This window comes from Embleya scabrispora DSM 41855 (assembly GCF_000372745.1).
GTDB classification, from domain to species: domain Bacteria; phylum Actinomycetota; class Actinomycetes; order Streptomycetales; family Streptomycetaceae; genus Embleya; species Embleya scabrispora.
Genome location: NZ_KB889673.1, coordinates 30,181 through 56,111, shown reverse-complemented (window position 1 = coordinate 56,111; position 25,931 = coordinate 30,181). Strand labels below are relative to the sequence as shown.

Below are 25,931 nucleotides of genomic sequence, written 5' to 3'. Positions count from 1 at the left end.
GACAGCGGCGGTCCTGCTCAGCGGGGTGCTCGACCACCGGCGGCTGCGTGTGTCGCTCCCGTGCCGCGAGAACGGGCGGTGCGGCGCTCGGTGTCGTATCCCGCCTGGACCGCGGCGGACAGTTCTGCCTCCACGACCACGCGGAGGTTCGCCATGAAGGTGTGCGGGGCATCGCACGCGTCGGGGCTCTCGGGGATGATCCGGTCGACCGTCCCGGACGCGAGGAGGTGTTCCGCACCGACCCTCTGGGCGCGGCTCATGTCGGCCGCGTACAGCGGGTGCCCGTGCACGATGGCGCTGGCTCCTTCGGGAGGGAGCGGTGCGACCCAGGCGTTCTGTGCGGCGAGGACGCGGTCCGCCGGGAGGAGTGCCAGCGCGCCGCCGCCGGTGCCTCGGCCGAGGAGGAGGGACACCGTGGGGGTTCGCAGGGTGGTCAGTTCGGCAAGGCAGGCCGCGATCTCCTTGGCGAGGCCGCCTTCTTCCGCCGCAACCGACAAGGTCGCTCCGGCGGTGTCGATCACGGTGAGCAGCGGCAGGCCCAGTTCCTCGGCCAGGTGCATCCCGCGGCGCGCGGTGCGGAGTCCGGCGGGGCCGGCCGGGCCGGACTCCGCTTCGGCCGTGCGGTCGTGCCCGACAACCACGCACGACGCGTTGCCGAAGCGCATGAGCCCGAGGTACATCGACGGTTCGCGTTCGCCGTGGCCGGTGCCGTTGAGCGGGACGACGTCCTCGGCACGGTCGACGAGTTGACGCAGTCCCGGGCGTCCGCGCCGCCGGGTGCGTCGGATCGCGTCCCAGGCATCGACCGCAGGGGCGGGGTGATCGCCGGGTGGGCGCGGGCAGGCGGGGGTGATGTCGTTGAGGCGGACGATCCGCGCGACCAGGTCGGCCAGTTGGGTCGCCGGTACGACGGCGTCGACCAGTCCGTGGGCGAAGAGGTTCTCCGCGGTCTGCACGTCGGCCGGGAAGGTGGTCCCGGTGAGCGTTTCGAAGACGCGGGGGCCGAGGAAGCCGAGGAGGGCGCCGGGTTCGGCGGTCGTGATGTGGCCGAGTGCGCCCCACGAGGCCATCACGCCGCCGGTGGTGGGGTGGCGCAGGTGGACCAGGTACGGCAGGCCGACGCGCTTGTGGCGGACCACGGCCGCGCAGATGTCGGCCATGTGGACGAAGGCGGGCGTCCCCTCCTGCATCCGCGTTCCTCCCGAGGCCGGTAGGGCCAGAACGGGGAGCCCCGCACGTGTCGCGCGCTCGAGCGCGTCGACGATGCGTTCGGCTTCGCGCACGCCGATGGACCCTCCCAGGAAGCGGAACTCGCTGACCAGCAGGGCGATTCGCCGCCCGTGGATGCGACCCTCGCCGGTCAGCACCGCGCCGTCGACACCGGTCTTGAGACGTGCTTCCGTCAGTTCGGAGTCGTACGCCGCGTCCCGCCCGGCGGGGACGATCGGCGTGTCCCAGGACACCCAGGAGTCGGGGTCGAGTATCGACGCTATGAGGTCGCGTGCGGTCTGCCGCTTGGGCATGTGCGGTCCTTGACTGGTTCAGGGCTTTCAGGGTGGTTCAGGGTTGTTCGCGGTTGTTCGGGGTTGTTCGGGGACGTCTCAGATGGATCCGGGTAGATCACGAGGTTCGGATTCGAGGGCTCCGGGGCGTCCGGCGGCCGACCCACAGACGGCGCGCCGTCGGGGTCACGGCGGCGAAGCGCAGGCTCCACGGCGCCTCGAGGAAGTCAGCGGACCGACAGCCCTCCGTCGGGGCGCAGGACTTCGCCCGTCATGCCGCAGGCCTCGTCCGATGCGAGGAAGCGGTACAGCGGGGCGAGTTGAGCCGCGCTGAGGACCACGCCCAGGGGATTTTGGCTGCGAATCTCCTCCCGCATGGCGTCGGGGTTTTCGGCGAACAGCTCCGCACCGTCCGCCTCCCGCAGTCCGGTCACAATGCCGCTGGGAGCAACGGCGTTCACGCGGACATGTGGTGCCAGGTCCGCGGCGAGGTGCCGCACCACGCCGAGGGCGGCATGCTTGGCGGCGGTGTAGGCGATGCCGGCCCCCAGGTCCGGAGCGACCATGAACGACGCGTCGGACAGGGTGAACACCATCGTGCCGCGTGACGTGGTCAGCGCCTCGGCGGCGGCTCGGGCAGCCAACAGGTAGCCGACGACGTCCACGTCGAGCACCCGCCGGGCCAGCGCGGCCAGTTCGGCCCCGGACCGGTCGCGCAGCCGCACCTCGCCGTCGTGGATCCCGGCGTTGCCGACCAGCAGGTGCAGCGCGCCGTACCGGTCGAGCGCGGTATCGACGGCGCGCTGGTTGTCGTCCGGGCTGGTGACGTCGCCGAGGACGAAGGTGGCCCCGCCGATGTCGCCGTCCGGCTGCTCCCGATCCAGCACCACCGTGTCGTAGTCGTGGGCGGTCAGATCCGCCACGATCGCCCGGCCGATGCCGGACGAGCCGCCGGTCACCAAGGCCACACGCTTGCTCATGCTTGCACTCACAGGAAGTAGAGGCGGTTGAGGGGGACCGAGTCGACGGCGTCGCTGTGGATCCGCATGCCGTCCAGGGTGACCCGTCCGGTGGTGGACTCGACGCGGACCGCGCCGGTACGCCGGTTCAGCACCATGTCGGGAAGTCCGATACCGCGTGTTCCTTGCACCGCAACCCTTCGCCGCCGCGTGGGCAGGAGATCGGAGCCGATGAACCCCTGATTGACGAACGCGACGGAGATTTCCGCGGGCGTGGCACCGTGTGCACCGAACTGCGGCCCGAGCACCCGCGGTTCGGCGCTCTCCACGGCCGCGTTCGGGTCGCCGGTGACGCCGTACGCGGGGAAGCCCGACTTGAGGATGAGCTGCGGCTTCGCGCCGAAGTAGGCGGGCTCCCACAGCACGATGTCGGCCAGTTTCCCCGTCTCGATCGACCCGATCTCGTGTGCGAGGCCGTGCGCGATGGCCGGGTTGATGGTGAGCTTGGCGAGGTAGCGCAGTACCCGGTCGTTGTCGTGGCCGTCGGTCTCGCCGCCGCGCATCTTGGCGGCGAGTTGCAGCGTGCGGCGCACGGTCTCGCCCGCGCGCCCCATGCCCTGCGCGTCCGACGACGTGATCGGGATGACGCCGAGTTCGTGCAGCATGTCCTCGGCGCCCATGGTCCCGGCCCGGATGCGGTCGCGCGCGATGACCACGTCGGACGGCAGTTCGGTTTTGAGTCCGTGGCAGGACACGATCATGTCGAAGTGCTCGGCGAGCGCGTCCCGCCCGAACGGCAGCGTCGGATTGGTCGACGAGCCGATCACGTTGGGCTCGCCGGCCAGGCGCAACACGTCCGGGACGTGGCCGCCGCCGCAGCCCTCGATGTGGAAGGCGTGGATCGTGCGTCCGTCGAGAACGGCCAGGGTGTCCGCGACCGACAGGCTCTCGTTGAGGCCGTCGGTGTGCAGGGCCACCTGGACGTCGTATTCCTCGGCGACGGTCAGCGCCGTGTCCAGGGCGCGCGAGTGCGCGCCCATGTCCTCGTGCACCTTGAACCCGCACGCGCCGCCCTCCCGCAGTGCGCGGACCAGGGACTCCGGGTCGGAGGCGGATCCGCGGGCCAGGAATCCGATGTTGACCGGCCACGCGTCGAAGGCGCTGAAGGCGTGCCGCAGAGCCCAGGGTGAGTTCACCCCGACGCCCCACACCGGGCCGAACTCCTGCCCGATGATGGTGGTGACGCCGGATGCCAGCGACGCTTCCATGATCCGTGGCGACATCAGGTGGACGTGGGTGTCGATCGCTCCGGCGGTGGCGATCAATCCCTCTCCGGAGATGATCGTCGTGCCGGTCCCGGTGACGACGTCCACGCCGTCGAGGGTGTCCGGGTTGCCGGCGCGGCCGATCGCGCTGATCCGCCCGTCGGTGATCCCGATCGAGGCGGTGCGTATCCCGGCCACCGGGTCGAGGATCAGGACGTTGCTGATGACCAGGTCGCACGAGGTACCCCTGGCCCTCAGGTGCAGGCCGTCGCGGGCGGTCTTGCCGAAGCCCGCGAGGAATTCGTCGCCGGGCCGCTGCGAGTCGTGTTCCACCTCCACGACGAGCCCGGAGTCGCCCAGCCGGACGCGGTCGCCTTTGCGGGGGCCGTGGATCACTGTTCCTCCTCCATGTATCCGCAGGCCAGTGCCTTCGCCAGGGCCTGTTCGAACGCGCCGGGCGCGTCCAGCGGCCCGTCCACGAGGCCGGCGAAGCCGATCACCACGCGCTCCCCGCTGATCGGGACCAGGTCGACCGTCCGGCTCGTGCCGGGATCGAAGCGGACGGTGGCGCCGGCGGGTATCGCCAGGCGTCTGCCGTACGCCGCAGCCCGGTCGAACCGCAGCCTCGGGTTGACCTCGAAGAAGTGGAAATGCGACGTCACGCTGATGGGCACCGTCGCGGAGTTCGTCACCGAGACGGACACGACGCCGTCGTACACGACCGGGTCCTGCTCGGCCTCCTCGACCCAGGATCCGCCCTCGACGCCGAACGGATCGGTGACGACGGCGAGCCGGGTTCCGTCGTCGAACACGGCCTCGACCTGGACCTCGAAGACGACGTCCACGACACCGGGCAGCACGTCGTCGGGCCCCAGCAGCGTCCTGCCCGCCGCGATCGCTTCCGCGAGCCGCAGTCCGTCGCGGGCGGCTTCCGCCACGGTGTCGGCAATGAGCGCCGTTGCCTCCGGGACGTTGAGGCGCAGCCCGCGCGCGCGGCGGGCGCGGGCGAGTTCGGCGGCGGTGAACAGCAGGAGCCGATCGCGTTCCGTGGGGTTCAGGAGCATGCCGACTCCCTGGCGCGCAGGATGCCGACGTAGCCGGTGCAGCGGCAGATGTTGCCGGACGGGTCCGCCCCGCCGTACGCGGCGACCACTTGGCCGGGCGTGCAGAACCCGCACTGGAACCCGCCTTCTTCGGCGAACGCGCGGCACAGCCCCGGGGCGGACTCGGCCACGCCCTCGACCGTGGTCACCTCGCCCGAGACGCGGACGGCCAGGGTCAGGCAGGACACGACGGCTCGGCCGTCCACCAGCACCGTGCACGCCCCGCATTCCCCGACGCCGCAGGCCTCCTTGGTGCCGGTCAGGCCGAGCGGCCCGCGGATCACGTCGAGCAGGCGGTCCCCGGGCGAGGCGTCTACCTCGTGCGGGGTGCCGTTGACCATCAGGCGCATGCTTCCTCCAGGAGACGGGTCAACAGGCCCGTCCCGGCGTCGAGTTTCCAGGCGTTGTCGCGCAACGGGTGCGCATCGCGCGTCCACGCGCCGGCCGCGTGCTCGGGCACCGCGCCGGCCAGGACGAGGCGTTCGACCTCGTGGGCGCGATACGGCACCGGGGCCACGCCACCGAGCACGACCCGGCATTGCGAGCGATCCGCGGCAATCGACACCGCCGCCGAGACGGTCGCGAATCCGCCGTCCCACAGCCGGGACTTCGCGAAGACCGTCGTACGCTGCCGCGCCGCGGCCGGCACCAGGACCGCGGTGACGATCTCGTCCCGGTCGATCACGGTCTCGCCCGGGCCCTTGTACAGGTCGGCGATGGGCAGGTCACGGATCTGGGTACGCACCACGGCGTCCAGCGCCGTGAACGTGGTCGCGAGGTCGGACGGAGTCACCGCCTGGCAGCGGTGGCCGTCGATGACCGAGTGGTAGAACCGGTGGTCGCCCAGGACCGCGTAGCAGGGCGACGCGGGTCCGCTGCGCTTGTAGCAGTCGAACCCGTGCCGGTAGAACCAACAGCGCTTGTCCTGCAAGAGGTTGCCCGCCACGGTCGCCATGCTGCGGATCTGCGTCGAGGCGATCTGCCGGGCCGTGTCGCGCAGCGCCGCACCGACCGTGCCGGCCGCTTCCAGCTCGGCCAGCGTGACGGCCGCCCCGACATGCAGGCCGCCGTCCTCGTCGTCCGAGACCCGGGCGAGACCGGAGCAGCCGGTGAGGTCGACCAGGATCTCGGGGGCGACGAGTTGCTGCTTCCGCGCGACCAGCAGGTCCGTGCCGCCGGCGATGACCTTCGCCTGCTTGTTGCCGGCCAGCAACGTGGCGGCTTCGGCGACGGTGGTCGGCTGGTGCACGGCGTCGATCGAACCGGTCCGCGGAGCACGCCCCCACCGGGCACCGAGTCGGCTCAGCACCGCGTGCAGGCCCTTGGGGTACGCCCACCGGATCGCGCCGACCCACCAGCGGTTGGGCCTGCGCCACAGCGGTCGTACCGGGGTGCTTCGTCCGAGCGCCTTCAGAATCCGGTCGGGCGTCATCGGTGTTTCGCGGACCCGGGTGCCGAGCGCGTGGCTGACCGCGTTGACGACGGCGGCGCCCGTGGGCAGCAGCGTGATCTCGGCGAGGCCCTTGGCTCCGTACGGGCCTTCCGGATCATCCGCGCCCAGGAAGTGCACGCTGATCTCGGGGATGTCGGCGGCCCTGGGCATCGCGTAGTCGGCGTAGCCGGCGTTGACCACCCGCCCGCCCTCGAAGATCAGTTCCTCGCCGAGCACGGCGCCGACCCCGATCACGACCCCGCCTTCGACCTGGCCGCGTGCGGTCAGCGGGTTGAGGATGCGGCCGGAGTCGTGTGCGGCGACGACCTTCACGACCTTGACCGCGCCGGTGGTCCGGTCCACGTCGACCTCGACCGCGTGGGCGGCGAACGAGTAGGTGGCGGAGATGTCGCCGGCGCCTGTGCCGTCGTCGTCCTCGAAGTCGCCGATGTACTCGGTCTCGACTCTCAGCTCGCCTTCCAGGACGTCGACCAGCTCGCCGATGGGCAGGCTTCCCCCCGGTCCCGTCACCTGCCCATCGGCGAGGGTGACGTCGCCGGGGTCGCACGCGAACTTGGCGGCGGCCAGGTCACGCAGCGCCTCGGCCGCGGTGCGCGCGGCCTTCCCGACGGCGTGCGCCGACACGAACGTGCCCCGTGAGGCACCCGCCCCGGTGTCGTGCGGCGTGCGCTCCGTGTCGGTGGTCACCAGGTCGATCCGGTCGAGCCCGACGCGAAGTTCGTGGGCGACGACCTGGGCCAACATGGTCTTCTGCCCGGTCCCGGGGTCACCGGCGCCGGTCCGCAGCCGGATCCGGCCGTCCCGGAGGATGTCCACGGCGGCACCGGACTCGACCATGCCCTCCCGGCGCAGCCCGGTGACGTGGATGGTCGCCGCGACACCGACCCCGCGGCCGGAACCGCCCAGCGCGCGCTTGGCGTCCCAATCGATCTCCCGGCGCACGGTCGCCAGGCAGTCCACGAGCCGGGAGGATTTGACGTGCCATCCGGTGACCGCGGTCTCACCGGGCGCGCCGACCGCGTTCTTGATCCGGAAGTCGATGGGGTCCATGCCCACCGCGTCGGCGAGTTCGTCGGCGATGATCTCCAGGCCGAAATTCGGCGGGTAGCCGCCCGCGCCGCGGAATGACGACGGGGGCTGCTTGTTGGTGTACACGCAACGCCCGTGCGCCGCGTAGCCGCGTACGCGGTACGCGGACCCGAGCGCGCTTGCCCCGTAGTAGATCTCGCTGGGCCCGGCCATGTTGTAGGCGCCGTTGTCGCTGACGAAGTCCGCGGCCAGGTGGGTGACCGCGCCGTCGGCATCCGCGCCGAACTCCAGTTCCATGTCCCAGGATTGGCGGGACTTGGTGAAGGCGAACTCGTCCTCGCGGTCGTGGCCCAGGCGCACGGGTCGCCCGGTCTTCATGCTCAGGAACGCGGCCAACGACTCCAGGTGCGAGATGTCGACGCGCGATCCGAAGTCGCCGCCGACCGCCACCTCGTTGAGGTGCACCTGCTCGGGGTCGAGTCCGAGCACCTGCGCCAGGTCTGCATGGATGGCACGCGGGCCCTGGGACGGCGCCCACATCTCCAGGCGCTCGCCGGTCCAGTGCGCGACGACGGTGTGCGGCTCCATGATCGCGTGGGCCTGTTTCGGCGAGACGTATCGGCCCTTGACGACATGCACGGCCGCGCGACGGCCGGCGGTGATGTCGCCGTGGCTCTGCCGGGTCTCGGAGGCGAGGTTGCCGCCCGGGTGGATCGACGGCGCGCCGGAGGCGAGCGCGTCGGCCACCGTCGGCGCCGCCCGCAGCCGCCGGTACCCGACCTTGATCAAGGCCAGTGCCCGGTCCACCTGTTCGCGCGTCTGGGCCGCGACGATCGCGACGGGCTCGCCCACGTGTCGCACGACGTCCCGGGCCAACGGGTACCGGTCCGCGTACGGTCCGCCGTAGTCCAGGTAGCGGCGGTCCGGCAGGTCGTCGGCGGTCAGCACGCACGCCACGCCCGACAGCGCGACGGCCGCCGAGACGTCGATCGACGTGATCCGGGCGTGCGGGTGCGGACTGCGCAGCACGCCGCCGATCAGCATGCCGGGCAGCGCGAGGTCTCCCGCGTAGATCGCACTGCCGCCGGTACGAGCCTGCCAGTCCACCGGTGGTACGGGGTGCCCGATCACGCGGCGCCTCCCGATGCGAGGGCCTTGCCCGGCACCCAGCCCGGTCCCGGGACACTGGCGCGCAGCCGCCGCGTGTATTCGTGCTGCGGCTCGTCGAGGATCTTGGCCGTCGGGCCGCTTTCCACAACGGCACCCTGGTACATGACGACGGCCTCCTCGGTGATCTGGCGGACGACCGCCAGGTCGTGCGAAATGAGGATGTAGCTGATGGACGTGCGTTCGCGGATGTCGGCGAGCAGGTTCAGCACCTGGGCCTGGATGGAGACGTCGAGAGCCGCGACGGCCTCGTCGAGGATGAGTACCTCCGGCTCGGCGGCCAAGGCTCGCGCGATGGCCACGCGCTGTCGTTGCCCGCCCGACAGCGCACCGGGGCGACCCCGGAGCATGCGGTCGTCCAGGCCCACCAGGTCGGCGAGTTCGCTCACCCGGGCGGCCCGCTGCTCCGCCGACATCGGGAAGTGCACCCTGAGGACCTCGTCCAGGCAGGACGCGATGGTCTGACGCCGATCGAGTGAGCTGTACGGGTCTTGGAACACCATCTGGATCCCGCGGGCCCGCTCTCGCCGCCGCGCGGTGGAACGTGCTCGCTCCAGCGGCTCTCCGTCGAAGAGGATCCGCCCCTGGGTGGGTACCTCCAGTCCGACCAGCATGCGCGCCGTCGTGGTCTTTCCGGAGCCGGACTCGCCGACGATGCCCAGCGAGCCGCCGCGGGCCAAGGCGAACGAGACGTCCGCGACGGCGACGTTCCCGCCGAACGTCTTGCGCAGGCCCTGCGCTTCGAGAATCGGTGTCATGACAACTCTCCCACCCGATGGCATCGCACGCCATCGACGAACTCGGGCCCGCTCTCCCGACACTGCGCGATTACGTGGGCGCAGCGCGGAGCGAACGCGCACCCGCCCGGCGCCTCGAACGCGGACAGCGGCTTGCCCGGGATCACCGGCAGCCGCCGCGTGGTCGCGGTCAGACTGGGCCGCGAGGTCAACAGGCCCTGGGTGTACGGGTGACGTGCGGCCTCGTGCAGCGCGTCCGAGGACAACGTCTCGACGATCGACCCGGCGTACATCACGCCGATCCGGTCGCAGACCGCGCCCGCGAGCTCCAGGTCGTGGGTGATGAACAACATCGCCACACCGTGCTCGGCACGCAGTCGATTGAGGATGCCCATCACCTCGGACTGGGTCGTCACGTCGAGGGCGGTGGTGGGTTCGTCGGCCAGCAACAGCTTCGGATCACCCATCAGTGCCGACGCGATCATGACGCGTTGCAGCAGGCCGCCGGACAACTGGTGCGGGTGTTGCTTGAGTCGTCGACCGCCGTCGGCGATGCCCACCTCCGCGAGCAGCGCCACGGCCTTGTCCTCGGCCTCGCGCCTGCGCATGCCGAAGTTGGTGCGGGCGGCCTCGGTGAGGAAGTCGCCCACGGTCCGTACCGGATTGATGGACGCTCGGGGGTCCTGGAAGATCATCGCGACGTCGTCGACCCGATAGCGGCGCAGTTCGTCCGGTTTCAGAGCGAGCACCGGCTTCCCGGCGAAGGCGATCTCCCCGGTGCACTCGGCGCCCTCCGGCAGCAGCCGGGCCACCGCCCGCGCCGTCATCGACTTGCCCGACCCGGACTCGCCGATCAGACCGAATGCCTCGCCGGCGCCGATCGTGAACGACGTGTCGTGGATGACGGTCCGAGGTTCGCCCTCGACCCGCAGGCGCACCCGCAGATTCTTGATCTCCAGCATCATCGCGTCCATTCGTCCAGGCGGTCGCCGAGCAGGTTGAAGGCGGCCACCACGACCACGATCAGCGCGCCGGCGTACAGCGACTCCTGGGGGAAGCCTTGGAGGATGGACGGCTGACCGGAGGACACCATCACGCCCCAGTCCGCGGTCGGCGGCTGTACGCCCAGACCGAGGAAGGAGATCGCGGCCAGGTCGACCATCGCGTACCCGAAGGTCAGCGTGGACTGCGCGAGGATCAGCGGCAGCAGGTTGGGGATCAGGTGGCGCCGGCAGATGGCGAACCCGCCGACTCCCTGGATCGTCAGGGCCGTGATGTACGGCTGGGCCTGCTCCCGCAGCGCCGCGCTGCGCACGAGTCGGGCGATGTACGGCACGTAGGAGATCGCGAGCGCGACGACGGCGACGGTCAGGCCGGCGCCGAACAGCGCGACGACCAGGATCGCCAGCAGTACGCCGGGGAACGCGAACAGTACGTCGACGCAGCGGGAGACCACCGCGTCCAGCCAGCCGCCTCGCCAGGCCGACGCCACCGCGATCGCGACGCCGAGCACGGTGGCCAGCACGACGACCAGGAGCGGTCCGGCCAGGCTCGACCGGGCTCCCCATATGAGACGGGACAGGAGGTCGCGGCCCGAGGCGTCGGTACCGAGCGGATGCGTGGCCGAGTTTCCCTGGAACGCGTCCATCAGGTTGATCTCGTTCGGGTCGTGCGGGGCCAGCCATGGCGCGAGCAGCCCGACCAGGGCGAGGAGCAGGACGACGCCCAGCGCCACGATTCCGGTGCGTCCGGCTGCCGTCCGGGGTAGTGCGATCGCGGTCATCCGCGGCCCCCTGGTTCGATCCGGGAGTCGATGAGCCTGTAGAGCACGTCGACGAGGGTGTTGAGGACGACGAAGGTCGCCACGAGCAGCAGGACGATCGCCTGGACCACGGGGTAGTCGGACTTGGTGACCGAGTCGATCAGGAAGGCGCCGATTCCGTTGAGGCTGAAGGCGCGTTCCACCACCAGTGAGCCGACGACGAGGCCGGCCACGGTCAGGCCGGAGACCGTCGTGATCGGGACCATGGCGTTGCGCAGCACGTGCCGGCGCACGACGAGCCGGCGCGGAATGCCCCGGCTGATCGCCGTCTCCACATGCTCCTTGCCCAACTCCTCGCGGATCGCCGCGCGGGTCAGCCGGGCGACCAGCGCGGTGGAGGACACCGCGAGCGCGATCGCGGGCAGGGTCAGGTGCCACAGTCGGTCCGTGAATCCGTCGCCCGGCCCGAACACGGGGAACCAGCCGAGCCCGGTCGCGAAGACGACGATCAGCACGATCGCGGTGAGAAAGCTGGGGATGGCCATGCCGGCTGTCGTGCCCAGCATGATCACGTTGTCGACCGCACCCTTGCGCAGGGCCGCGACGATGCCCAGGGTGATCCCGGCGGCGAGGATGAGTACGGCGGCGTAGACCACGAGCAGCACCGTCGTCTCCGTCCGGGAGGCGAGCAGGTCGGAGACGTCGCGCCGAGCGATGATCGACTGCCCGAGATCGCCGTGCAGAATGCCGGTCAACCACTGCCAGTACCTGCTGAGGAACGGGTCGTCCAGGTGGTAGTGCGCCCGGAGTGAGGCAATGGTCTCCGGGTCGACCGACCGCCCTCCGGTGAGGACGGCGATCGGGTCTCCGGGCGCGAGCGCCGTGGCGCCGAACACCACGAAGCTCGCCGCCAGCAGTGTCGCCACAAGCCCGAACAGCTTGCGGATCAGGAATTTACCGAGCTCCGACATCGGCTGCCCACGGGTAGTAGAGGTACACGAACGATGCGGGAGCCCCGGTGATCCGCTTGCTCATGAAGAGGCGGTTGGCGGGTTCGACGATCGGCAGGACGGCCGAGTCGGTGGTGATCCGCGCCTGAGCCTCGGTCACCAGCCTGGCTCGGGCGGTGTCGTCGGTGGTCCGCAGGGCCTCGTCCAGCTTCTTGGTGACCTCGGGGTTGTCGTAGCCGTCGTAGTTGTAGAAGTCGCCGGGCCGGAAGCCGCGATACATCTGCAACGGCTCGGGAATGTCGGTGTAGTTGGTGGTGAAGAAGGCGTCGACCTGGTTGCGCGCGTCCTTCTCGAAGAAGAACGTGGTGTACGTCGACGTCGGGAAACCCTGGAGTCGGACGTTGAGCCCGATCTTCTTGCCCGCGTCCTGGACGACAGTCGCCAACTGGGCGTAAAGCGGGAAGTCGGAGACCGCCGCGATGACAATCTCGTCCTTGGGTGCACCGGCATCCTGGACGAGCTTCCGAGCGGCGTCGAGGTCGGTGTGCGGCTCGGTCAGCGCCTTGTACGCGGCGGTGTACACGTCGGGGGCGTATCCCCAGGTGCCCGGACCGACGTAGGCGCGCAGCGGGGAGGCGGTGCCCTTGTAGATCTGCTGGACGATGCCCTTGTAGTCGATCGCCAGGCGCAGGGCCTGCCGGATCTTCGGGTCCTGGAGCGGTGACTTCTTCTCGGTGGGGAGGAGTGACAGAGTTGCCTGCGTCTTGCCGTACCACAACGATCCCGCGCCGCCGGTGCGCAGTTGCGGGAGGCCGGACAGCGGCACGTCGTAGGTACCGTCGATCTCGCCGGCCTGGAGCGCGTTGGTGGCGGCGGCCTCGTCGACGACGAAGGAGAACTCGAAGGTCTTGGCCTTGGCCCGGTGCGCCTGGTCCCAGTACGCGTCATTGCGAGTCATGGTGATGGACTTGCCGCCGACCCACGACTGGAGCTTGAACGGTCCGGTGCACATCAGGCCGCCGTCGGCGGTGCCGAATTTCTCGCCGGCCGCCTTGATGAAGTCGGCTCTGCCGATCGTTCCCGCCGGGGTCGCCAACCATCGATCGAACATCACATCGGGCTCTTTGAGCTTCACCGTGACCTGGTCGGGAGCGGTCTTGGCGATCGACTCGACCTTGTCGTAGTACGTCCCCCACAGGGAGGACACCGCGGGGTCCAGGTGTCGATTCAGGCTGTAGACCACGTCGTCGGCGGTCAGCGGGGAGCCGTCCCAGAAAGTGACGCCCTGTCGGATCTTGTACACGTACGTCGTCGGGTCGGGGTTGCTCGTGGACTCCGCGAGCGCGGGAACGACCTTGAAGTCGGGCGTCAGGCGGTAGAGGCCCTCGCACAGGTTGGCCCCGACCGTGTTCTCCGAATAGCTGTACGCCTTGGTCCAGTCGACCGACGAAGGTTCGCCGTAGGGGAGGTTCCAGACGACCTTGTCCACGTCGCCCGAGGGCTTGGGGGTCAGGACGGCGTTGTTGTCGGAACCCGAACCGCCGGTTCCCGAGTTGTTCGTGGCGTTGCCGGAACATCCGGCGGTGACGATCATGCAGGCGGCCACGAGTGCCGCATACGTGGGGACACGTCTCATCTGATCTCCCTGTTCACCAACACGTGGCTATGTACTTGGTCTCCAAGAACTCGAGAAGCCCGTCGTGGCCGCCCTCGCGGCCGATTCCGCTCTGCTTGACCCCGCCGAACGGCGCCGCGGGGTCGGAGACCAGGCCGCGGTTGAGCGCGACCATGCCGAAGTCGAGTCGCTCGCCGACCCGCAGGCCGCGAGCCAGGTCGCCGGTGTAGACGTAGGCCGCGAGGCCGTACTCGGTGTCGTTGGCCGCCGCGACGACCTCGGCTTCGGAGTCGAACCGCACGATGGGGGCGACCGGGCCGAAGATCTCCTGGCGCAGAATCGGCGCGTCGGCAGGCACGTCGGCCAGAACCGTCGCCGGATAGAAGAAGCCGCTGCCCGCCGGCACCGCCCCGCCGGTGAGGACCGTGCCGGAGTCGACGACCAGGGCGTCCACTCGTTCGCGGGCCTTCGCGCTGATCAGCACGGCTTCCTGGTCGCCGAGTTCGGCGGCCAAGCGCGCGGCGAACTCGTCCGCGATCGAGGCCTCGACGTAGAAGCGGTTGGCCGCGGTGCAGGCCTGGCCGCCGCCGCGCATTTTGGCGATCAGCGCGCCCTCGATCGCCGCGTCCAGGTCGGCGTCGGCGAACACGATGAACGGGGCGTTCCCGCCCAGCTCCATGGAGCAGCTGACGATGGTGTCGGCGGCCTCGCGGAGCAGGACGCTGCCGACCTCGGTCGAGCCGGTGAACGACAGCTTGGCGACCCGGCGGTCGTGCAGCATGGCCGCCACGACCGGGCCGCTGCGTTCCGCGACCACGACGTTGACCACACCGGCCGGCACGCCCGCCTCGGCCAGGATCTCGGCGACGAGCAGCGCGGTGAGCGGCGTCTCGGACGCCGGCTTGAGCACCACCGTGCAGCCCGCGGCGAGCGCCGGACCGATCTTGCGGGTCGCCATCGCGGCGGGGAAGTTCCACGGGGTGACCAGGACGGCGACGCCGATCGGCTGCCGCAACACGAGGATCTTGTTGCCGCCCGCCGGGGCGGTGCGCAGGTCGCCGTCGATGCGGACGGCTTCCTCGGAATACCAGCGGAAGAACTCCGCGGCGTAGCCGACTTCGCTGAGCGCGTCGGCCTTGGACTTGCCGTTCTCGGCCACGATGAGATCGGCGATCTCGTCGGCACGCGCGGTCATCAGGTCGAACGCGCGGCGCAGGATCTCGGCGCGGGCCCGAGGCGGCGTCGCGGCCCAACCGGGCCCGGCCTCGTGCGCGGCGGCGACGGCCGCGAGCCCTTCGTCGACGTTGCCGGCGGCGACCGAGGCGATGGTGTCGCCGGTGGCGGGGTTGATCACCTCGATGCGCTGCCCGGAGGCGGCGGGGAGCCAGCGGCCTCCGATGAACAGGTCGATGGGTGTCACGTACGGAACTCCGTAAAGAGAAGGTGTGGAGAGTCAGAGATCGTGGGTGCGACCGATCGCCGGGGCTCCGGGCCGACCGGGGATCAGAGGTTCTGCTTGCGGCTCATCGCGGGCGCGACGAGCCGACCGACGCCGCGCTCCTCGGCGCGGCGCAGGATGTGCGCGGCCAGCACGAGGTCCTGTTCGGGGCTGCCGATGGACTTGAAGACGCTGTACGGCTCGGCCGGACGGGCCGGTGCGGCCAGCGCGGCGCCGAGCAGTTCGTACGCCTTGGGGTCGAGTGCGGCCTCGATGAGGTCGCCGGACTCCTCGATGGCGTCCTCGGTGTCGATGACGATGCGGCCGGCCCGCGCGAACAGGTCGCCCCTGGCTTCGCGCTGGTCGGGCGCCGTGGAGCCGATGGTGGCGACGACGTGGGCGCTGCCCACGTCGTCGCGTCCGTAGACCGCGCCGGCGGGCGAGGCGGTGGCGGAGTAGACGAGGTCCGCGCCGTCGGTCGCCTCCCGGATGGAGGCCACCGGGCGTACCGGGACGCCCAGTTCCTCGGTCATCCGCGTGGCGAACGCCTCACGGTTGGCGGCGCGGCGGCTGAACACCCGGGCCTCGGGGATGTCGGTGACCCGGGTGAGAGCCCGCAGACCGGCCTGGGCCTCGGCGCCGGAGCCGATGACGCCGACCACGCCCGCACGACCCGGACCGTACAGACACTCGACCCCGACGGCCGCGGTCGCCGCCGTCCGGAGCGTCGTGATCGAGGCCGCGTCGACCACGCCGATCGGCGCGCCGTCGGAGGCGCGGAACAGGTGGCACGCGTACCGGACACCGCTGCCGATCCAGTGGAACTGCTTGTATCCGAACAGGTCCAGGGAGGGCAGCGCCGCAGCGAGGAAGCGGGTGCCGGACTCGCCGCCGGCCCACGCGAACTGCAGTCGTCCACTGACGACCTGGCCTTCGGCTCGGGCAATCGCGGCTTCGCGCGCGGCGGCGAGCGTGTCGTCCAGCGACACGAGGGCGGCCAGGTCCGCGGCGTCGATCAGACGCATCACTTCGGGTGCCTCCCGACGAAGAACTCGGCGTCGTCGTCGGAGGTGACCGGCAGACCGGCGTTGACCAGCCCACGGCGCAGAGCGCGCATCTGGCCGTCGTCTATGCGCATCTGGGGGAAGCGGACCGGGCCGCCGTTGAACCCGTTCAGCCAACCCTGGTACTTCCACTGCATGCGGTGAACCAGGTTCGCGCCCGCGACGGCCGTGCTGCCGACCGACGAGACGACCCCTCGGGCCGGGTGCAGCCGCCAGTAGATGTCCATGCCCGCCTCGAACGTCTCCGGGTTCTGGAGCAGTTCGAACATCCGGGGGATCTCGGGGCCGTAGTACTCGTAGTTGGAGGTCCCCATCCACGGCATCCCGAAGGTCGGGATCCACGCCGCGCAGTTCATCTCCATCGGGTCGGCCACCAGCACGCGGTCGCGGAACTGCTTGAACACCTGCGCGTTGCCGGAGATGCCCGGGTAGCCGATCTCGTTCTTGATCGCCACGACGTTGGGGATGGTGTCGACCATTTCCTCGAGCCACGCGGGGGCGAACCCGGAGGGGTGCAGCCGCTCGAAGTTCCACATGTCGAGGGCGAAGACCACCATGCCCATGTTCGTGGCGTCGGCCACGGTCTTGGTGAACTCCACGACCTCGTCCGGGCTCTGCGGGTAGAAGGTCAGCGGGTAGGACATCAGGACCAGGTCCACGCCCGCGGCCTCGGCGTCGCGGACCAGGGAGAGGGTGTCGGCGAGTGTCGGCTCGGAGGCCTGGAGGATGGTGACCATGTCGTCGCCGACCTCGTCGACGACGATGTCGATGAAGCGGCGGAACTCCGTCGGCGTGGTGCCGCACTCGGAGACCAGCAGCGCGCCGGTGAAACCGAGCTCGCGTTCGAGGGCGGCGTCGTGCCGGATGGCCGCCTCGTTGAGGTTGTTCAGATCGCCGGTGAACGTCGGCATGAGGCAGCCGGCCACCCCCCGCAGCTCGGACTGGGCCCACGCCCGTGCCTGACCGGGTTCGAACTTCATCAAGTACTCCTTGCTAGGGGCCGCGCACGGCCCGGGGATGGGACCGTCACGGCTTGGTGCCGGGCACCGTTACGGCTGGAGGTAGGGGTCGGGCGCGCCGGTCATCAGCGCGATGCCCTCGTCGGACGGGTCGCCGGTGCCCCAGACGTTGTCCTGCTCGGGGTCGTCCATCGGCCAGACCTTGGCTTCACGGGGATCGGCCTCGTCGAAGACCTCGAGGGCGGAGGTGTACTCCACGACCACGCCGTTGGGGTCGCCGAAGTACGAGAAGACGTTGTCGCCGGGGCCGTGTCGGCCCGGGCCCCACACGGGATCGCTGCCCAGGCCCTGCAGCCGGGCCGAGTCGCGCATGACGCCGTCGATGCTGCCGACCTCGAACGCGATGTGGTTGAGCGAGGTGTGCTCGGCTTGGCCCAGCGCGACCGAGTGGTGGTAGCGGTTGCAGCGCAGGAAGACCATGTAGTCGCCGTAGCGGTCGGAGACGGTGAAGTCGAACAGCTCGCAGTACAGCTCCGCGGTCGCCTCCAGGTCCGGCGTGTTGAGCACGACGTGGCTGATCAGCATCGGCCGGTCGAGGAAGGGCACGTGGGAAACCGGGTCGGGCCGGGCCTTGTCGGCGTGTGCCACTTCGAGCAGCAGCCCGCTGCCGTCGCGCAGGCGGGTGCGGTAGGCCCCTTCGTCGTCGACGCCGGGCTCCTCGACGAGCCGCAGCCCGAGCCTTTGGACGCGGGCGGCGACGTCGTCCACGTCGCGGTGGCTCGCAGCGCCGAGGGAGATGTGGTCGATGCCGAGCGCCGGGCCTTCGCTCAGCCTCACCAAAGGGTGGGCGTCGGCCGTGCCCCGGAGGCCGGCGTCGGTGGGGACGAGCCCGAACGCGTCGCCGAGGAACGCGCTGGAGGCGTCGGGGCGCGGCACGCGCAGTGCGACATGGCGCACGGAGCGGACGGTCATTGGTCGTTCTCCGTCACGAGGGTGAGGATGCGGGAGATCTGGTCGGGCGTCAGCCGGGTGATGGCGTCCAGGGCCATGGGATCGAGCAGGACCGTGCGGTCCTGGCGTTCGGAGCGCACCTCGATGCGGGAAGCGTTGCCGAAGCGGACCTTGCGCAGTCGGATGCTCGCGAACTCGTTGGCGAGACGCAGCTCGGGTCCGTCCGGGCCCGGGCTCGACGCGTCAGTAGACGGGGATGAGCTGGCCGGCACTGGGCACCTCCACATCGAGGTGGACCGTGCGGGCCGCCAGCAGGAATCCGCGCTCCGGGTCGCCGCGCAGGACGTCGACCCGCCCGGCGGTGGCCAGCGTGCTCTCCTCGCTGGAGCGCGACCTGGCGACGAGCACGTTGCTGCGCACCTCCCACTCGTCCGGGCCGAGCGGGCGCACCCGGATGTTGGAGACGAAGTGGCGCAGGAAGTGCCGCGGCCGGTCGCTCCAGGCGTACTCGGAAGAGACCCGGTCGAAGCGCATCCGCAGTGAGCCCTTGGACTCGCGCGAGATGGGCATCCGGCTGGAGTACTGCTCCTCGTCCGGGCTCTGCGGGGTGATCGGCTGCGGTACTTCGTACCGGAAGTCGTCGGCGAGCAGCGCGAGCCAGTCGGAGTACCGGGCCTCGTCGAGCGCCGCCGACTCCTCGTAGAGGAACTGCCCGATCGCTTCGGTGAGCGTCACGCCCCCTCCTTCGTGTCCTTCATGTACCGCAGCCAGGTGCCGTAGAAGGCCCGGTGGGTGTACTCGCTGTGGTCGTGCGGTACCGATTCCCCCGGCCCGGCCCAGTCGTCGGGTTCCGGCCTGGGCAGGTTGGTGCCCAGGGAGTAGTCCAGGTCGGTGTCGTGGGCGAGCGCCCCGTCCGCCGTGACGCTGACGCAGGTGAAGTTGTCGACGTCGTCCCCCTCGAAGAGCACCGCGGCGGCACCGTGGGTACGCACGCAGGCCACGACCGACTTCTGCTTCCACTCCTCGTCGGCGCCGCGCGGCACCAGGGCGAAGTTGTACAGCTCGGTCGTGTCGGGGGTGACGGGCTGGGCGAGGCGGAGCACCGTGAAGGAGACGGGTTCGGCTTCGTCACCCGTGTAGGTGATGGCCGTCTGGATGAACGACAGGTTCGGGAAGACGTTGCCGTGCACCACGTCGGAGTTGGCGAGCACGCTCAGCGTCTCGGGCCCGGCGTTCGCCGCCAAGTCGTCCCGCAGGTTCTCGGGGTATCCGGGGTAGGGCGGCTCGGCGTACTCCGGCGGCAGGTAGCCGACCCGCGCGGTGTGGCCTTGCGGGGTCCAGACGACGCGCCCGGTGGGCTTGCCGACCTCGCCCCCTTCCTCGTCCTCGCCGAACAGGCCCGACTCGATCGGCACCCGGTGGGTGTAGGGCAGGTGGTAGCCGTCGCCGCCGAAGTTCTCGCAGCTCAGCTTCCAGTTCGCCTTGATCGTGTACCGCTGCGGCGGGCCTGCCACCTCCCAGCCGCCGGTCGCGGTGCCCAGGAGCGCGTCGAGGTACCACGCGATGTCACCGAGCGACTCGGCGAGCGACGGCCCGTCCTCGGCCCAGGTCGCGAAGACCAGGCCCTGGTAGACCTCGGTCCGGGCGCGGCGCAGGTCGCGCGAGGGCTTGTCGAAGCCACCGTAGGAGGGTCGGGCCTCCGGGACGCCGCGCAGGCGTCCCGAGTTGTCGAACGTCCAGGCGTGGTACGGGCACATGAAGTGCGAGGTGTTGCCCAGTGTCGCCTTGCACAGGAGCGTGCCCCGGTGCGTGCAGGCGTTGCGCATCACCCGGACCTGCCCGTCCTCGCCGCGGGCGACGATGACCTGGTCGCGGCCCATGCGGCGGGTCACGTAGTCGCCGGCTTCGGCGACCTCCGACTCGTGCGCGACGAAGAGCCACGTCTTGGTGAAGATCCGGGTCAGCTCCGCGTCCAGGACCGCTGCGTCGCCGAAGACCGATTGGGGCACCGAACTGCAATCCGGCGCGAACCGGTCGAAGATCTCGGTGAGAGTCATGAACACCTCTCTTGTCTGCAAGTTCCGCTCATCTTCCATGCAAGTTGTCCGCAAGGCAATACTCATGTTGTATTGTTTTGGCGACGGCATGCATATATCTTCCATGCATGTCGTCAACAAGAACTGGAAGCGGGGGCTTGTCCGCCCCCGAGCGGGCCTACGCACACATTCGCGAGCGTCTGTTCGACGGCACCTACGCCGGTGGCATGATGCTCAGCGAGGGTGAGATCGCCGAGTCGCTGGCCATGAGCCGGACACCGGTCCACGAAGCCCTTCTGCGCTGCGAGTTCGAAGGCCATGTCCGCCTCTACCCCAAACGGGGCGCCCTCGTCCTCCCGGTCAGCGCCAAGGAGATCCAGGAAGTCCTGGTCACCAGGGGGCTGATCGAGGTCTATGCCGTCGAGCAGGCCGGCGCGTCGGGAGCCCTGGGCCCCGGACTACTGGAGATGGTCGACGCGCAGGCCGCGTTGCTCGCGGAAGGCGAGGACGACAAGTTCTCCGCCGCCGACGACGACTTCCACCGCCGGATCGTGGTGGCCACCGGCAACAGCCTTCTGACCAAGGCATACGCCCTGGCCCGAGACGTCCCCCTGCGGGTCGGCAACAGCAACCTGCGGAACGACCCCGGGCGTGCCGAGCAGGTCATCGCCGAACACCGGGCCATCGCGCAGGCCATCGCCGACCGCGACCCCGCCGCCGCCCGCGCGGCGGTCGAAGCCCACCTCGACCACGCCATGCAGAGCCTTCTCCGCGCCATCTGAAACGGCGCCCTCAGACGTCCCTCAGCACAAACCGTGTCTCTTCAAGGAGTCCCCATGTGGCCTGACAACGCCCAGGTAGCCGTCGGTCTGACCATCGACTTCGACGCCGAGGAGCTGTGGCTCCACGAGTCCGGCGGCGTCAACGTCGGCAAGCCCGGCGTCCTGTCGCAAGGCACCTACGGCGGCCGGGTGGCCGTTCCGGAGCTGCTCAAGCTGCTCGACAAGCACCGCCTGCGGGCCACGTTCTTCGTGCCCGGCCGCGTCGCCGAGGTGTGGCCGGACCGGGTCCGCGACATCGTCGCCGCCGGCCACGAGCTCGCCAACCACGGCTACAGCCATGTCTCGCCCACCAAGCTCACCCGCGAACAGGAGGAGCGCGAGCTGGTACGCGGCCACGAGATCCTCACCTCGTTCGGCGCGGAGGTCACCGGCTACCGCGCCCCCTCGCTCGAACTGACCGTGCACACCCTGGAGTTGCTGGAGAAGCACGGCTACAACTACAGCACCAACATGATGGCCGACGTGCGGCCGTACTGGCACGAGGGCACCCGCGTCCTGGAACTGCCGACCTCGTGGCCCACCAACGACTCCGTGCACTGGTGGTTCGACACCGAGTCGTGGAACAAGAAGATCAGCACCTCGGAAGAGGTCCGCTCCATATGGAGCGAGGAGTACTACGGCATCAAGGACCTCGGCGGCGTCTGCATCTACACGACCCACCCGCAGATCATCGGACGCCCGATGCGGCTGCGCTTCCTCGACAAGTACCTGGAATTCCTCACCGCGCAGCCCGACACGTGGATCGCCTCGCTCGACGAGATGACCGCGCATCTGACCAAGACGGGCTACGACGTGTCGAGCAACCACGTGGAGGTGGCGCGGAACCTGCGTGTGGTCGAGGCATGACCGGACAGGCCCACGTGACCGCCGCCGACGGCAACACCCGAACCGTGCCGGTCCGCTACGGGGTCAAGCTCATGCCCGAGCTGCGCTCCGCACGCGTCGGAGTCGTCGGGATGTGCGGCGGCAACGCCGCCTGCGGCACCTGCCACGTCTACGTGAGCCCATCGTGGCTCGGCGCCCTCAAGGCGCCGGGCACCGACGAGGCGGACATGCTCGACGAGTTGGAGTCGCGCAGCCCACAGTCCCGGCTGGCCTGCCAGATCGCCTTCGGCCCCGAACTTGACGGGATAGAACTGGCCGTGGCACCCCATGATTGAGCGAATCCTCATCGTGGGGGCGTCACTTGCCGGCGTGCACGCCGCCGAGGAGCTCCGCGCGGCCGGCTTCGAGGGCGAACTCACCATGCTGTCGGCCGAAACCGAGCCGCCCTACGACCGGCCGCCGCTGTCCAAGCGGTTCCTCGCCGGACACTGTGGCGAGGAGGAGCTGAGCCTGCGGCCGGTGGACTCCTACGCCGCGCTCGGGATCAAGCTGCACCTCGGGGCGACCGCCACCGGACTCGACCTCGGCCGGCGCGAGGTGCACACGGTGGACGGGACCGTCCACCCCTTCGACGGCCTCGTCATCGCCACCGGGTCGCGGCCACGCTGGCCCGCGGCGCTGCCCCGCCTCGCGGGCATGCACACCCTGCGCACCGCCGCCGATGCCCGTCGCCTGGCCGACGAGTTCGCGGGATCCCCGCGCGTCGCCGTGCTCGGCGGCGGATTCATCGGCGCCGAGGTCGCGGCGACCGCCCGCGGCCTCGGCCTGGACGTCACGATCGTCGAGGCGGCCCCCACCCTCATGAGCAGGGCGCTGGGCCCGTCCTTCGGCGACCTGCTGGTCCGGATCCATCGCGACCACGGAGTCGACGTCCGATGCGGCGCCGCCGTCGTCGACGTCACCGGCGACATCCGCGTCGACGGCCTGATGCTCGCGGACGGCACCCGCGTCGACGCCGACGTGGTCGTCGTCGGCGTGGGGAACGCGCCGGTCACCGGCTGGCTCGCGTCCTCGGGTCTGGAGCTGGACGACGGCGTGGTGTGCGACGAGACCTGCGCCACCGGCGTCGCCGGCGTCGTCGCCGCCGGCGACGTGGCCCGCTGGCGACACCCCCGCCTGGGGGTCACCCGTTCGGAGCACCACTCCAACGCGGTGGAGCAGGGTATGGCCGCCGCGCGGACGCTGCTGGGCCAGGCCGCGCCGTACGCACCGGTGGGCTACGTCTGGTCCGACCAGTACGAGCACAAGATCCACGCGCTCGGGTCCTGGCAGCCCGGTGCCGAGACCCGCATGATCGGCCCCTCGCTCGCGTGCTTCGTGCGCGAGGGGCAGGTCGTGGGGGCGGCCGGCATCGACGCCCGTCGGGAAGTGATGCGCCTGCGCAAGGTGATCGAACAAGGAGAACCGTGTCCAGTCTCCACCGGCTGACCGCGACCGAACTGGCCGCGCGAATCCGCCGCCGCGACGTGTCGAGCCGGGAGGCCGTGCAGGACCATCTCGACCGGATCGAACGGGTCAACCCCGAGATCAACGCCATCGTCACGCTCACCGCCGACCACGCCCTGGCCGACGCGGACCGGGCGGACCGGGCACTCGCCCATGGCGTCACGCCCGGTCCGCTGCACGGCGTCCCCGTCGTCTACAAGGACCTGCACGACACGGCGGGCGTGCGCACGACGTACGGATCCACGATCTACGCCGGCCACGTCCCCACGCGGGACGCGCGGATCGTGGCCCGAATGAAGCAGGCCGGCGCGATCACCCTCGGCAAGACCAACACCCCCGAATTCGGCACCGGTTCGCACACCTACAACGCCGTCTTCGGCGTCACCCGCAACCCGTACGCCCCGGACCGGAGCGCGGGCGGAAGCAGCGGCGGCTCCGCCGCGGCGCTCGCCGCACACATGGCACCACTGGCGAGCGGCACCGACATGGGCGGCTCGCTGCGCAACCCGGCGAGCTTCTGCGGCGTCGTCGGTCTGCGGCCCAGCGCGGGCCTGGTACCCGCGTCCGGCGACTGGTGCACACTCGCCGTCGACGGACCGATGGCCCGCACGGTCGAGGACGTCGCGCTCATGCTCAGCGTCATCGCGGGCCACGACCCGGCGAGTCCGCTGTCCTGGCCCGGCGACGGAGCGCGGTTCCGCGACTTGGTGCCGCAGCCGATGAAGGGCCTGCGGGTCGCCTGGGGCAAGGACCTGGGCGGCCTCCCGGTCGACAAGCGCGTCACGGACGTCCTCGACACCGCCGGGCGCCCGGTCTTCGAGGGACTCGGCTGCTTCGTCCAGGACCGGGAACCCGACTTCACCGGTGCCGACGAAGCCTTCCGCACGTGGCGCGCCTGGTACTACGCGCAATGGTTCGGCGAGGAGGACCGCGCCGCGCTCAACCCCGACACGTTGTGGAACATCGACGCCGGACTCGGCTTGTCGGGGCCGGAGCTCGCGCGGGCGGAGCGGCACCGGATCCGGCTGTACGCCGAAGTCTCCCGATTCTTCGACGACTTCGACGTCCTCGCGCTGCCCGTCGCGCAGGTGCCGCCCTTCCCGGTCGAAACGCGGTGGCCCGACGAGATCGAGGGCGTCCGCCAGACCGGCTACCTGGACTGGATGCGCTCGGCGTACTACATCAGCGCGACCGGCCTGCCCGCGATCTCCGTGCCGTGCGGATACACCGACAACGGACTGCCCGTCGGCATCCAGCTCGTCGGCCGACCGGCCGGCGACCTGGAACTCCTGCGGATCGCCCATGCCTTCCAGCTGGCCAACGCCAAGTCCTGACGCCACGACCTCGCGACCTCCGCATTCGCGGACCTGATCGGCCTCTGCACACGCTCACCGGACCGGCGAGCGGCGTGGAGCACCCTGGCGACCACGCGAGCGCACTCATGCCCGCACCCCGCCGCCCCCAGAACGGAGTACACATGCCTGTCCCCGAGACGACCTCCCCCTGGCTCGAGAACGACGGAGCACTCGCCGGGCTGCGCGTACTCGACCTGTCCCGCATCCTGTCCGGCCCGTTCTGCACGATGATCCTCGGCGACCTCGGCGCGGACGTCATCAAGGTCGAGAACGTCGAAAGCGGCGACGACACCCGCGCCTGGGGCCCGCCCTTCCAAGGCGCGGACGCCGCGTACTTCCACACCGTCAACCGCAACAAGCGCGGCATCGCCGTCGACCTGAAGAACCCGCAATGCCGTGAGCTGGTCAAGGAGTTGGCCGCCACCGCCGACGTCGTCGTGGAGAACTTCCGCCCCGGGGCGGTCGCCCGCCTCGGGCTCGGCTACGAGCAGATACGCGAGATCAACCCGGGCATCGTCTACGTCTCGGTCTCGGGCTACGGGCAGACCGGCCCCATGTCCCAGGAGCCCGGCTACGACGCGATCGCCCAGGCGCTGTCCGGCATGATGAGCGTCACCGGCGAATCGCACGGCCCGCCGGTACGCGTCGGCGTCGCCGCCGCCGACCTCGCCGCCGGGATGTGGGCCTGCATCGGCATGCTCGCCGCCCTGCGCGCCAAGGACCGCACCGGTGAAGGCCAGTGGGTGGACGTCTCGCTCCTCGACGGCCAGATCTCCTGGCTCACCTACGTCGCCGGCGGCTACTTCGTCACCGGCGACACCCCGCCGCGCTACGGCTCCGCCCACCCGACGATCGTCCCGTACCAGGCCTTCCCGACCGCCGACGGCCACCTCATGGTTGCCGCCGGCAACGACGGCCTGTGGCGCCGCTTCGCCCCCGCCGTCGGCCTCGGCCACCTCGCCGAAGAGCCCCGGTTCGGCACCAACCCCGACCGCGTCCGCAACCGCCACGAACTCCTGCCGCTGATAGAAGCCGCACTCGCCGAACGCTCAGCCCACGACTGGGGCAAGGTCCTCTCCGACGCCGGCGTACCCGCGGGCCCCATCAACACCGTCGACCAGGCCCTCGCCCACCCCCAGGTCCTGGCCCGGGACATGATCGCCAAGATCGACCACCCCTCCGCAGGCACCATCACGATGGTCGGATCCCCCCTCAAGCTCTCCCGCACCGCCACCACCATCCGCACCGCGCCTCCCGAACTCGGCCAACACACCGACGAAGTCCTCACCGCCCTCGGCTGCACCCCGAGGGACCTGGCCGACCTCCACTCCGCGGGGGCGGTGCGTTGAGTCGACCAGAAAACTGCGGAATACAACGATATTTCGCCATTATTGATCGCGACCGGTGGCGCGA

Annotated in this window: 24 protein-coding genes; 6 read left to right on the top strand and 18 right to left on the bottom strand. The window is 70.4% G+C overall.

The genetic code is table 11. The annotated features are described in order from the left end of the window. Positions 1 to 17 precede the first annotated feature (17 nt). The 18 genes from A3IC_RS0124535 to A3IC_RS0124450 all read right to left on the bottom strand — a co-directional run bounded on the left by A3IC_RS0124535 (position 18) and on the right by A3IC_RS0124450 (position 20,011). The gene (locus A3IC_RS0124535; protein WP_020552706.1) at positions 18 to 1,523 is read right to left on the bottom strand and encodes a carboxyl transferase domain-containing protein; all 1,506 of its coding nucleotides are present in this window, start codon (positions 1,521 to 1,523) and stop codon (positions 18 to 20) included. Positions 1,524 to 1,729: 206 nt separating this feature from the next. After that, the gene (locus A3IC_RS0124530) at positions 1,730 to 2,482 is read right to left on the bottom strand and encodes an SDR family oxidoreductase (RefSeq protein ID WP_040877148.1); all 753 of its coding nucleotides are present in this window, start codon (positions 2,480 to 2,482) and stop codon (positions 1,730 to 1,732) included. An 8-nt stretch (positions 2,483 to 2,490) separates the two neighbouring features. Next, positions 2,491 to 4,122 carry an urease subunit alpha gene (locus A3IC_RS0124525; protein WP_020552704.1) on the bottom strand — a complete coding sequence of 544 codons (1,632 nt, stop codon included), beginning with the start codon at positions 4,120 to 4,122 and terminating at the stop codon, positions 2,491 to 2,493. Next, the gene (gene ureA / locus A3IC_RS0124520; RefSeq protein ID WP_020552703.1) at positions 4,119 to 4,790 is read right to left on the bottom strand and encodes an urease subunit gamma; all 672 of its coding nucleotides are present in this window, start codon (positions 4,788 to 4,790) and stop codon (positions 4,119 to 4,121) included. Before ureA ends, A3IC_RS0124525 begins: the two co-directional genes overlap by 4 nt. Beyond that, positions 4,781 to 5,179, bottom strand: coding sequence for a (2Fe-2S)-binding protein (locus A3IC_RS0124515; RefSeq protein WP_020552702.1), 399 nt, complete (start codon positions 5,177 to 5,179; stop codon positions 4,781 to 4,783). The genes ureA and A3IC_RS0124515 overlap by 10 nt, the downstream gene beginning before the upstream one ends. Then, positions 5,170 to 8,442, bottom strand: coding sequence for a molybdopterin cofactor-binding domain-containing protein (locus tag A3IC_RS0124510; RefSeq protein ID WP_026218683.1), 3,273 nt, complete (start codon positions 8,440 to 8,442; stop codon positions 5,170 to 5,172). The genes A3IC_RS0124515 and A3IC_RS0124510 overlap by 10 nt, the downstream gene beginning before the upstream one ends. Further along, a complete protein-coding gene (locus tag A3IC_RS0124505) occupies positions 8,439 to 9,236 on the bottom strand; it encodes an ABC transporter ATP-binding protein (RefSeq protein ID WP_020552700.1) in 798 nt (265 codons plus the stop codon). Before A3IC_RS0124505 ends, A3IC_RS0124510 begins: the two co-directional genes overlap by 4 nt. Further along, positions 9,233 to 10,189, bottom strand: coding sequence for an ABC transporter ATP-binding protein (locus tag A3IC_RS0124500; RefSeq protein WP_020552699.1), 957 nt, complete (start codon positions 10,187 to 10,189; stop codon positions 9,233 to 9,235). The genes A3IC_RS0124505 and A3IC_RS0124500 overlap by 4 nt, the downstream gene beginning before the upstream one ends. Further along, positions 10,177 to 10,998 carry an ABC transporter permease gene (locus A3IC_RS0124495; protein WP_020552698.1) on the bottom strand — a complete coding sequence of 274 codons (822 nt, stop codon included), beginning with the start codon at positions 10,996 to 10,998 and terminating at the stop codon, positions 10,177 to 10,179. Before A3IC_RS0124495 ends, A3IC_RS0124500 begins: the two co-directional genes overlap by 13 nt. Beyond that, positions 10,995 to 11,948 carry an ABC transporter permease gene (locus tag A3IC_RS0124490; RefSeq protein WP_020552697.1) on the bottom strand — a complete coding sequence of 318 codons (954 nt, stop codon included), beginning with the start codon at positions 11,946 to 11,948 and terminating at the stop codon, positions 10,995 to 10,997. The genes A3IC_RS0124495 and A3IC_RS0124490 overlap by 4 nt, the downstream gene beginning before the upstream one ends. Then, positions 11,932 to 13,563, bottom strand: a complete 1,632-nt coding sequence (locus A3IC_RS0124485) for an ABC transporter substrate-binding protein (protein ID WP_026218682.1) — start codon at positions 13,561 to 13,563, stop codon at positions 11,932 to 11,934. The genes A3IC_RS0124490 and A3IC_RS0124485 overlap by 17 nt, the downstream gene beginning before the upstream one ends. Positions 13,564 to 13,576: 13 nt before the next feature. Then, on the bottom strand, positions 13,577 to 14,962 hold the full coding sequence (locus A3IC_RS0124480) for an NAD-dependent succinate-semialdehyde dehydrogenase (RefSeq protein ID WP_020552695.1): 1,386 nt from the start codon (positions 14,960 to 14,962) through the stop codon (positions 13,577 to 13,579). Positions 14,963 to 15,045: 83 nt separating this feature from the next. Then, a complete protein-coding gene (locus tag A3IC_RS0124475; RefSeq protein WP_020552694.1) occupies positions 15,046 to 16,005 on the bottom strand; it encodes a hypothetical protein in 960 nt (319 codons plus the stop codon). Further along, positions 16,005 to 17,024 carry a dihydrodipicolinate synthase family protein gene (locus tag A3IC_RS0124470; protein WP_020552693.1) on the bottom strand — a complete coding sequence of 340 codons (1,020 nt, stop codon included), beginning with the start codon at positions 17,022 to 17,024 and terminating at the stop codon, positions 16,005 to 16,007. Before A3IC_RS0124470 ends, A3IC_RS0124475 begins: the two co-directional genes overlap by 1 nt. 69 nt (positions 17,025 to 17,093) lie before the next feature. Continuing rightward, a complete protein-coding gene (locus A3IC_RS0124465; RefSeq protein ID WP_020552692.1) occupies positions 17,094 to 17,975 on the bottom strand; it encodes a VOC family protein in 882 nt (293 codons plus the stop codon). Then, entirely contained in the window at positions 17,972 to 18,226 is a 255-nt protein-coding gene (locus tag A3IC_RS56365; protein ID WP_020552691.1) for a hypothetical protein, read from the bottom strand. Before A3IC_RS56365 ends, A3IC_RS0124465 begins: the two co-directional genes overlap by 4 nt. After that, a complete protein-coding gene (locus A3IC_RS68930; RefSeq protein ID WP_020552690.1) occupies positions 18,198 to 18,689 on the bottom strand; it encodes an aromatic-ring-hydroxylating dioxygenase subunit beta in 492 nt (163 codons plus the stop codon). The genes A3IC_RS56365 and A3IC_RS68930 overlap by 29 nt, the downstream gene beginning before the upstream one ends. Then, positions 18,686 to 20,011, bottom strand: coding sequence for an aromatic ring-hydroxylating oxygenase subunit alpha (locus A3IC_RS0124450; RefSeq protein ID WP_026218679.1), 1,326 nt, complete (start codon positions 20,009 to 20,011; stop codon positions 18,686 to 18,688). The genes A3IC_RS68930 and A3IC_RS0124450 overlap by 4 nt, the downstream gene beginning before the upstream one ends. A 107-nt stretch (positions 20,012 to 20,118) precedes the next feature. On the opposite strand from A3IC_RS0124450, the gene A3IC_RS0124445 reads away from it, so the two are divergent. The 6 genes from A3IC_RS0124445 to A3IC_RS0124420 all read left to right on the top strand — a co-directional run bounded on the left by A3IC_RS0124445 (position 20,119) and on the right by A3IC_RS0124420 (position 25,867). Beyond that, a complete protein-coding gene (locus A3IC_RS0124445; protein WP_040877135.1) occupies positions 20,119 to 20,772 on the top strand; it encodes a GntR family transcriptional regulator in 654 nt (217 codons plus the stop codon). Positions 20,773 to 20,826: 54 nt separating this feature from the next. Then, entirely contained in the window at positions 20,827 to 21,678 is an 852-nt protein-coding gene (locus A3IC_RS56355) for a polysaccharide deacetylase family protein (protein WP_020552687.1), read from the top strand. Next, complete coding sequence (locus tag A3IC_RS68925; protein WP_020552686.1) at positions 21,675 to 21,992, top strand: 2Fe-2S iron-sulfur cluster-binding protein; 318 nt, start codon at positions 21,675 to 21,677, stop codon at positions 21,990 to 21,992. The genes A3IC_RS56355 and A3IC_RS68925 overlap by 4 nt, the downstream gene beginning before the upstream one ends. A 13-nt stretch (positions 21,993 to 22,005) precedes the next feature. Continuing rightward, complete coding sequence (locus A3IC_RS0124430) at positions 22,006 to 23,145, top strand: NAD(P)/FAD-dependent oxidoreductase (protein WP_158696085.1); 1,140 nt, start codon at positions 22,006 to 22,008, stop codon at positions 23,143 to 23,145. Next, positions 23,124 to 24,497, top strand: coding sequence for an amidase (locus tag A3IC_RS0124425; protein ID WP_020552684.1), 1,374 nt, complete (start codon positions 23,124 to 23,126; stop codon positions 24,495 to 24,497). The genes A3IC_RS0124430 and A3IC_RS0124425 overlap by 22 nt, the downstream gene beginning before the upstream one ends. 143 nt (positions 24,498 to 24,640) lie before the next feature. Next, positions 24,641 to 25,867 carry a CaiB/BaiF CoA transferase family protein gene (locus A3IC_RS0124420; protein WP_020552683.1) on the top strand — a complete coding sequence of 409 codons (1,227 nt, stop codon included), beginning with the start codon at positions 24,641 to 24,643 and terminating at the stop codon, positions 25,865 to 25,867. Positions 25,868 to 25,931 lie beyond the last annotated feature (64 nt).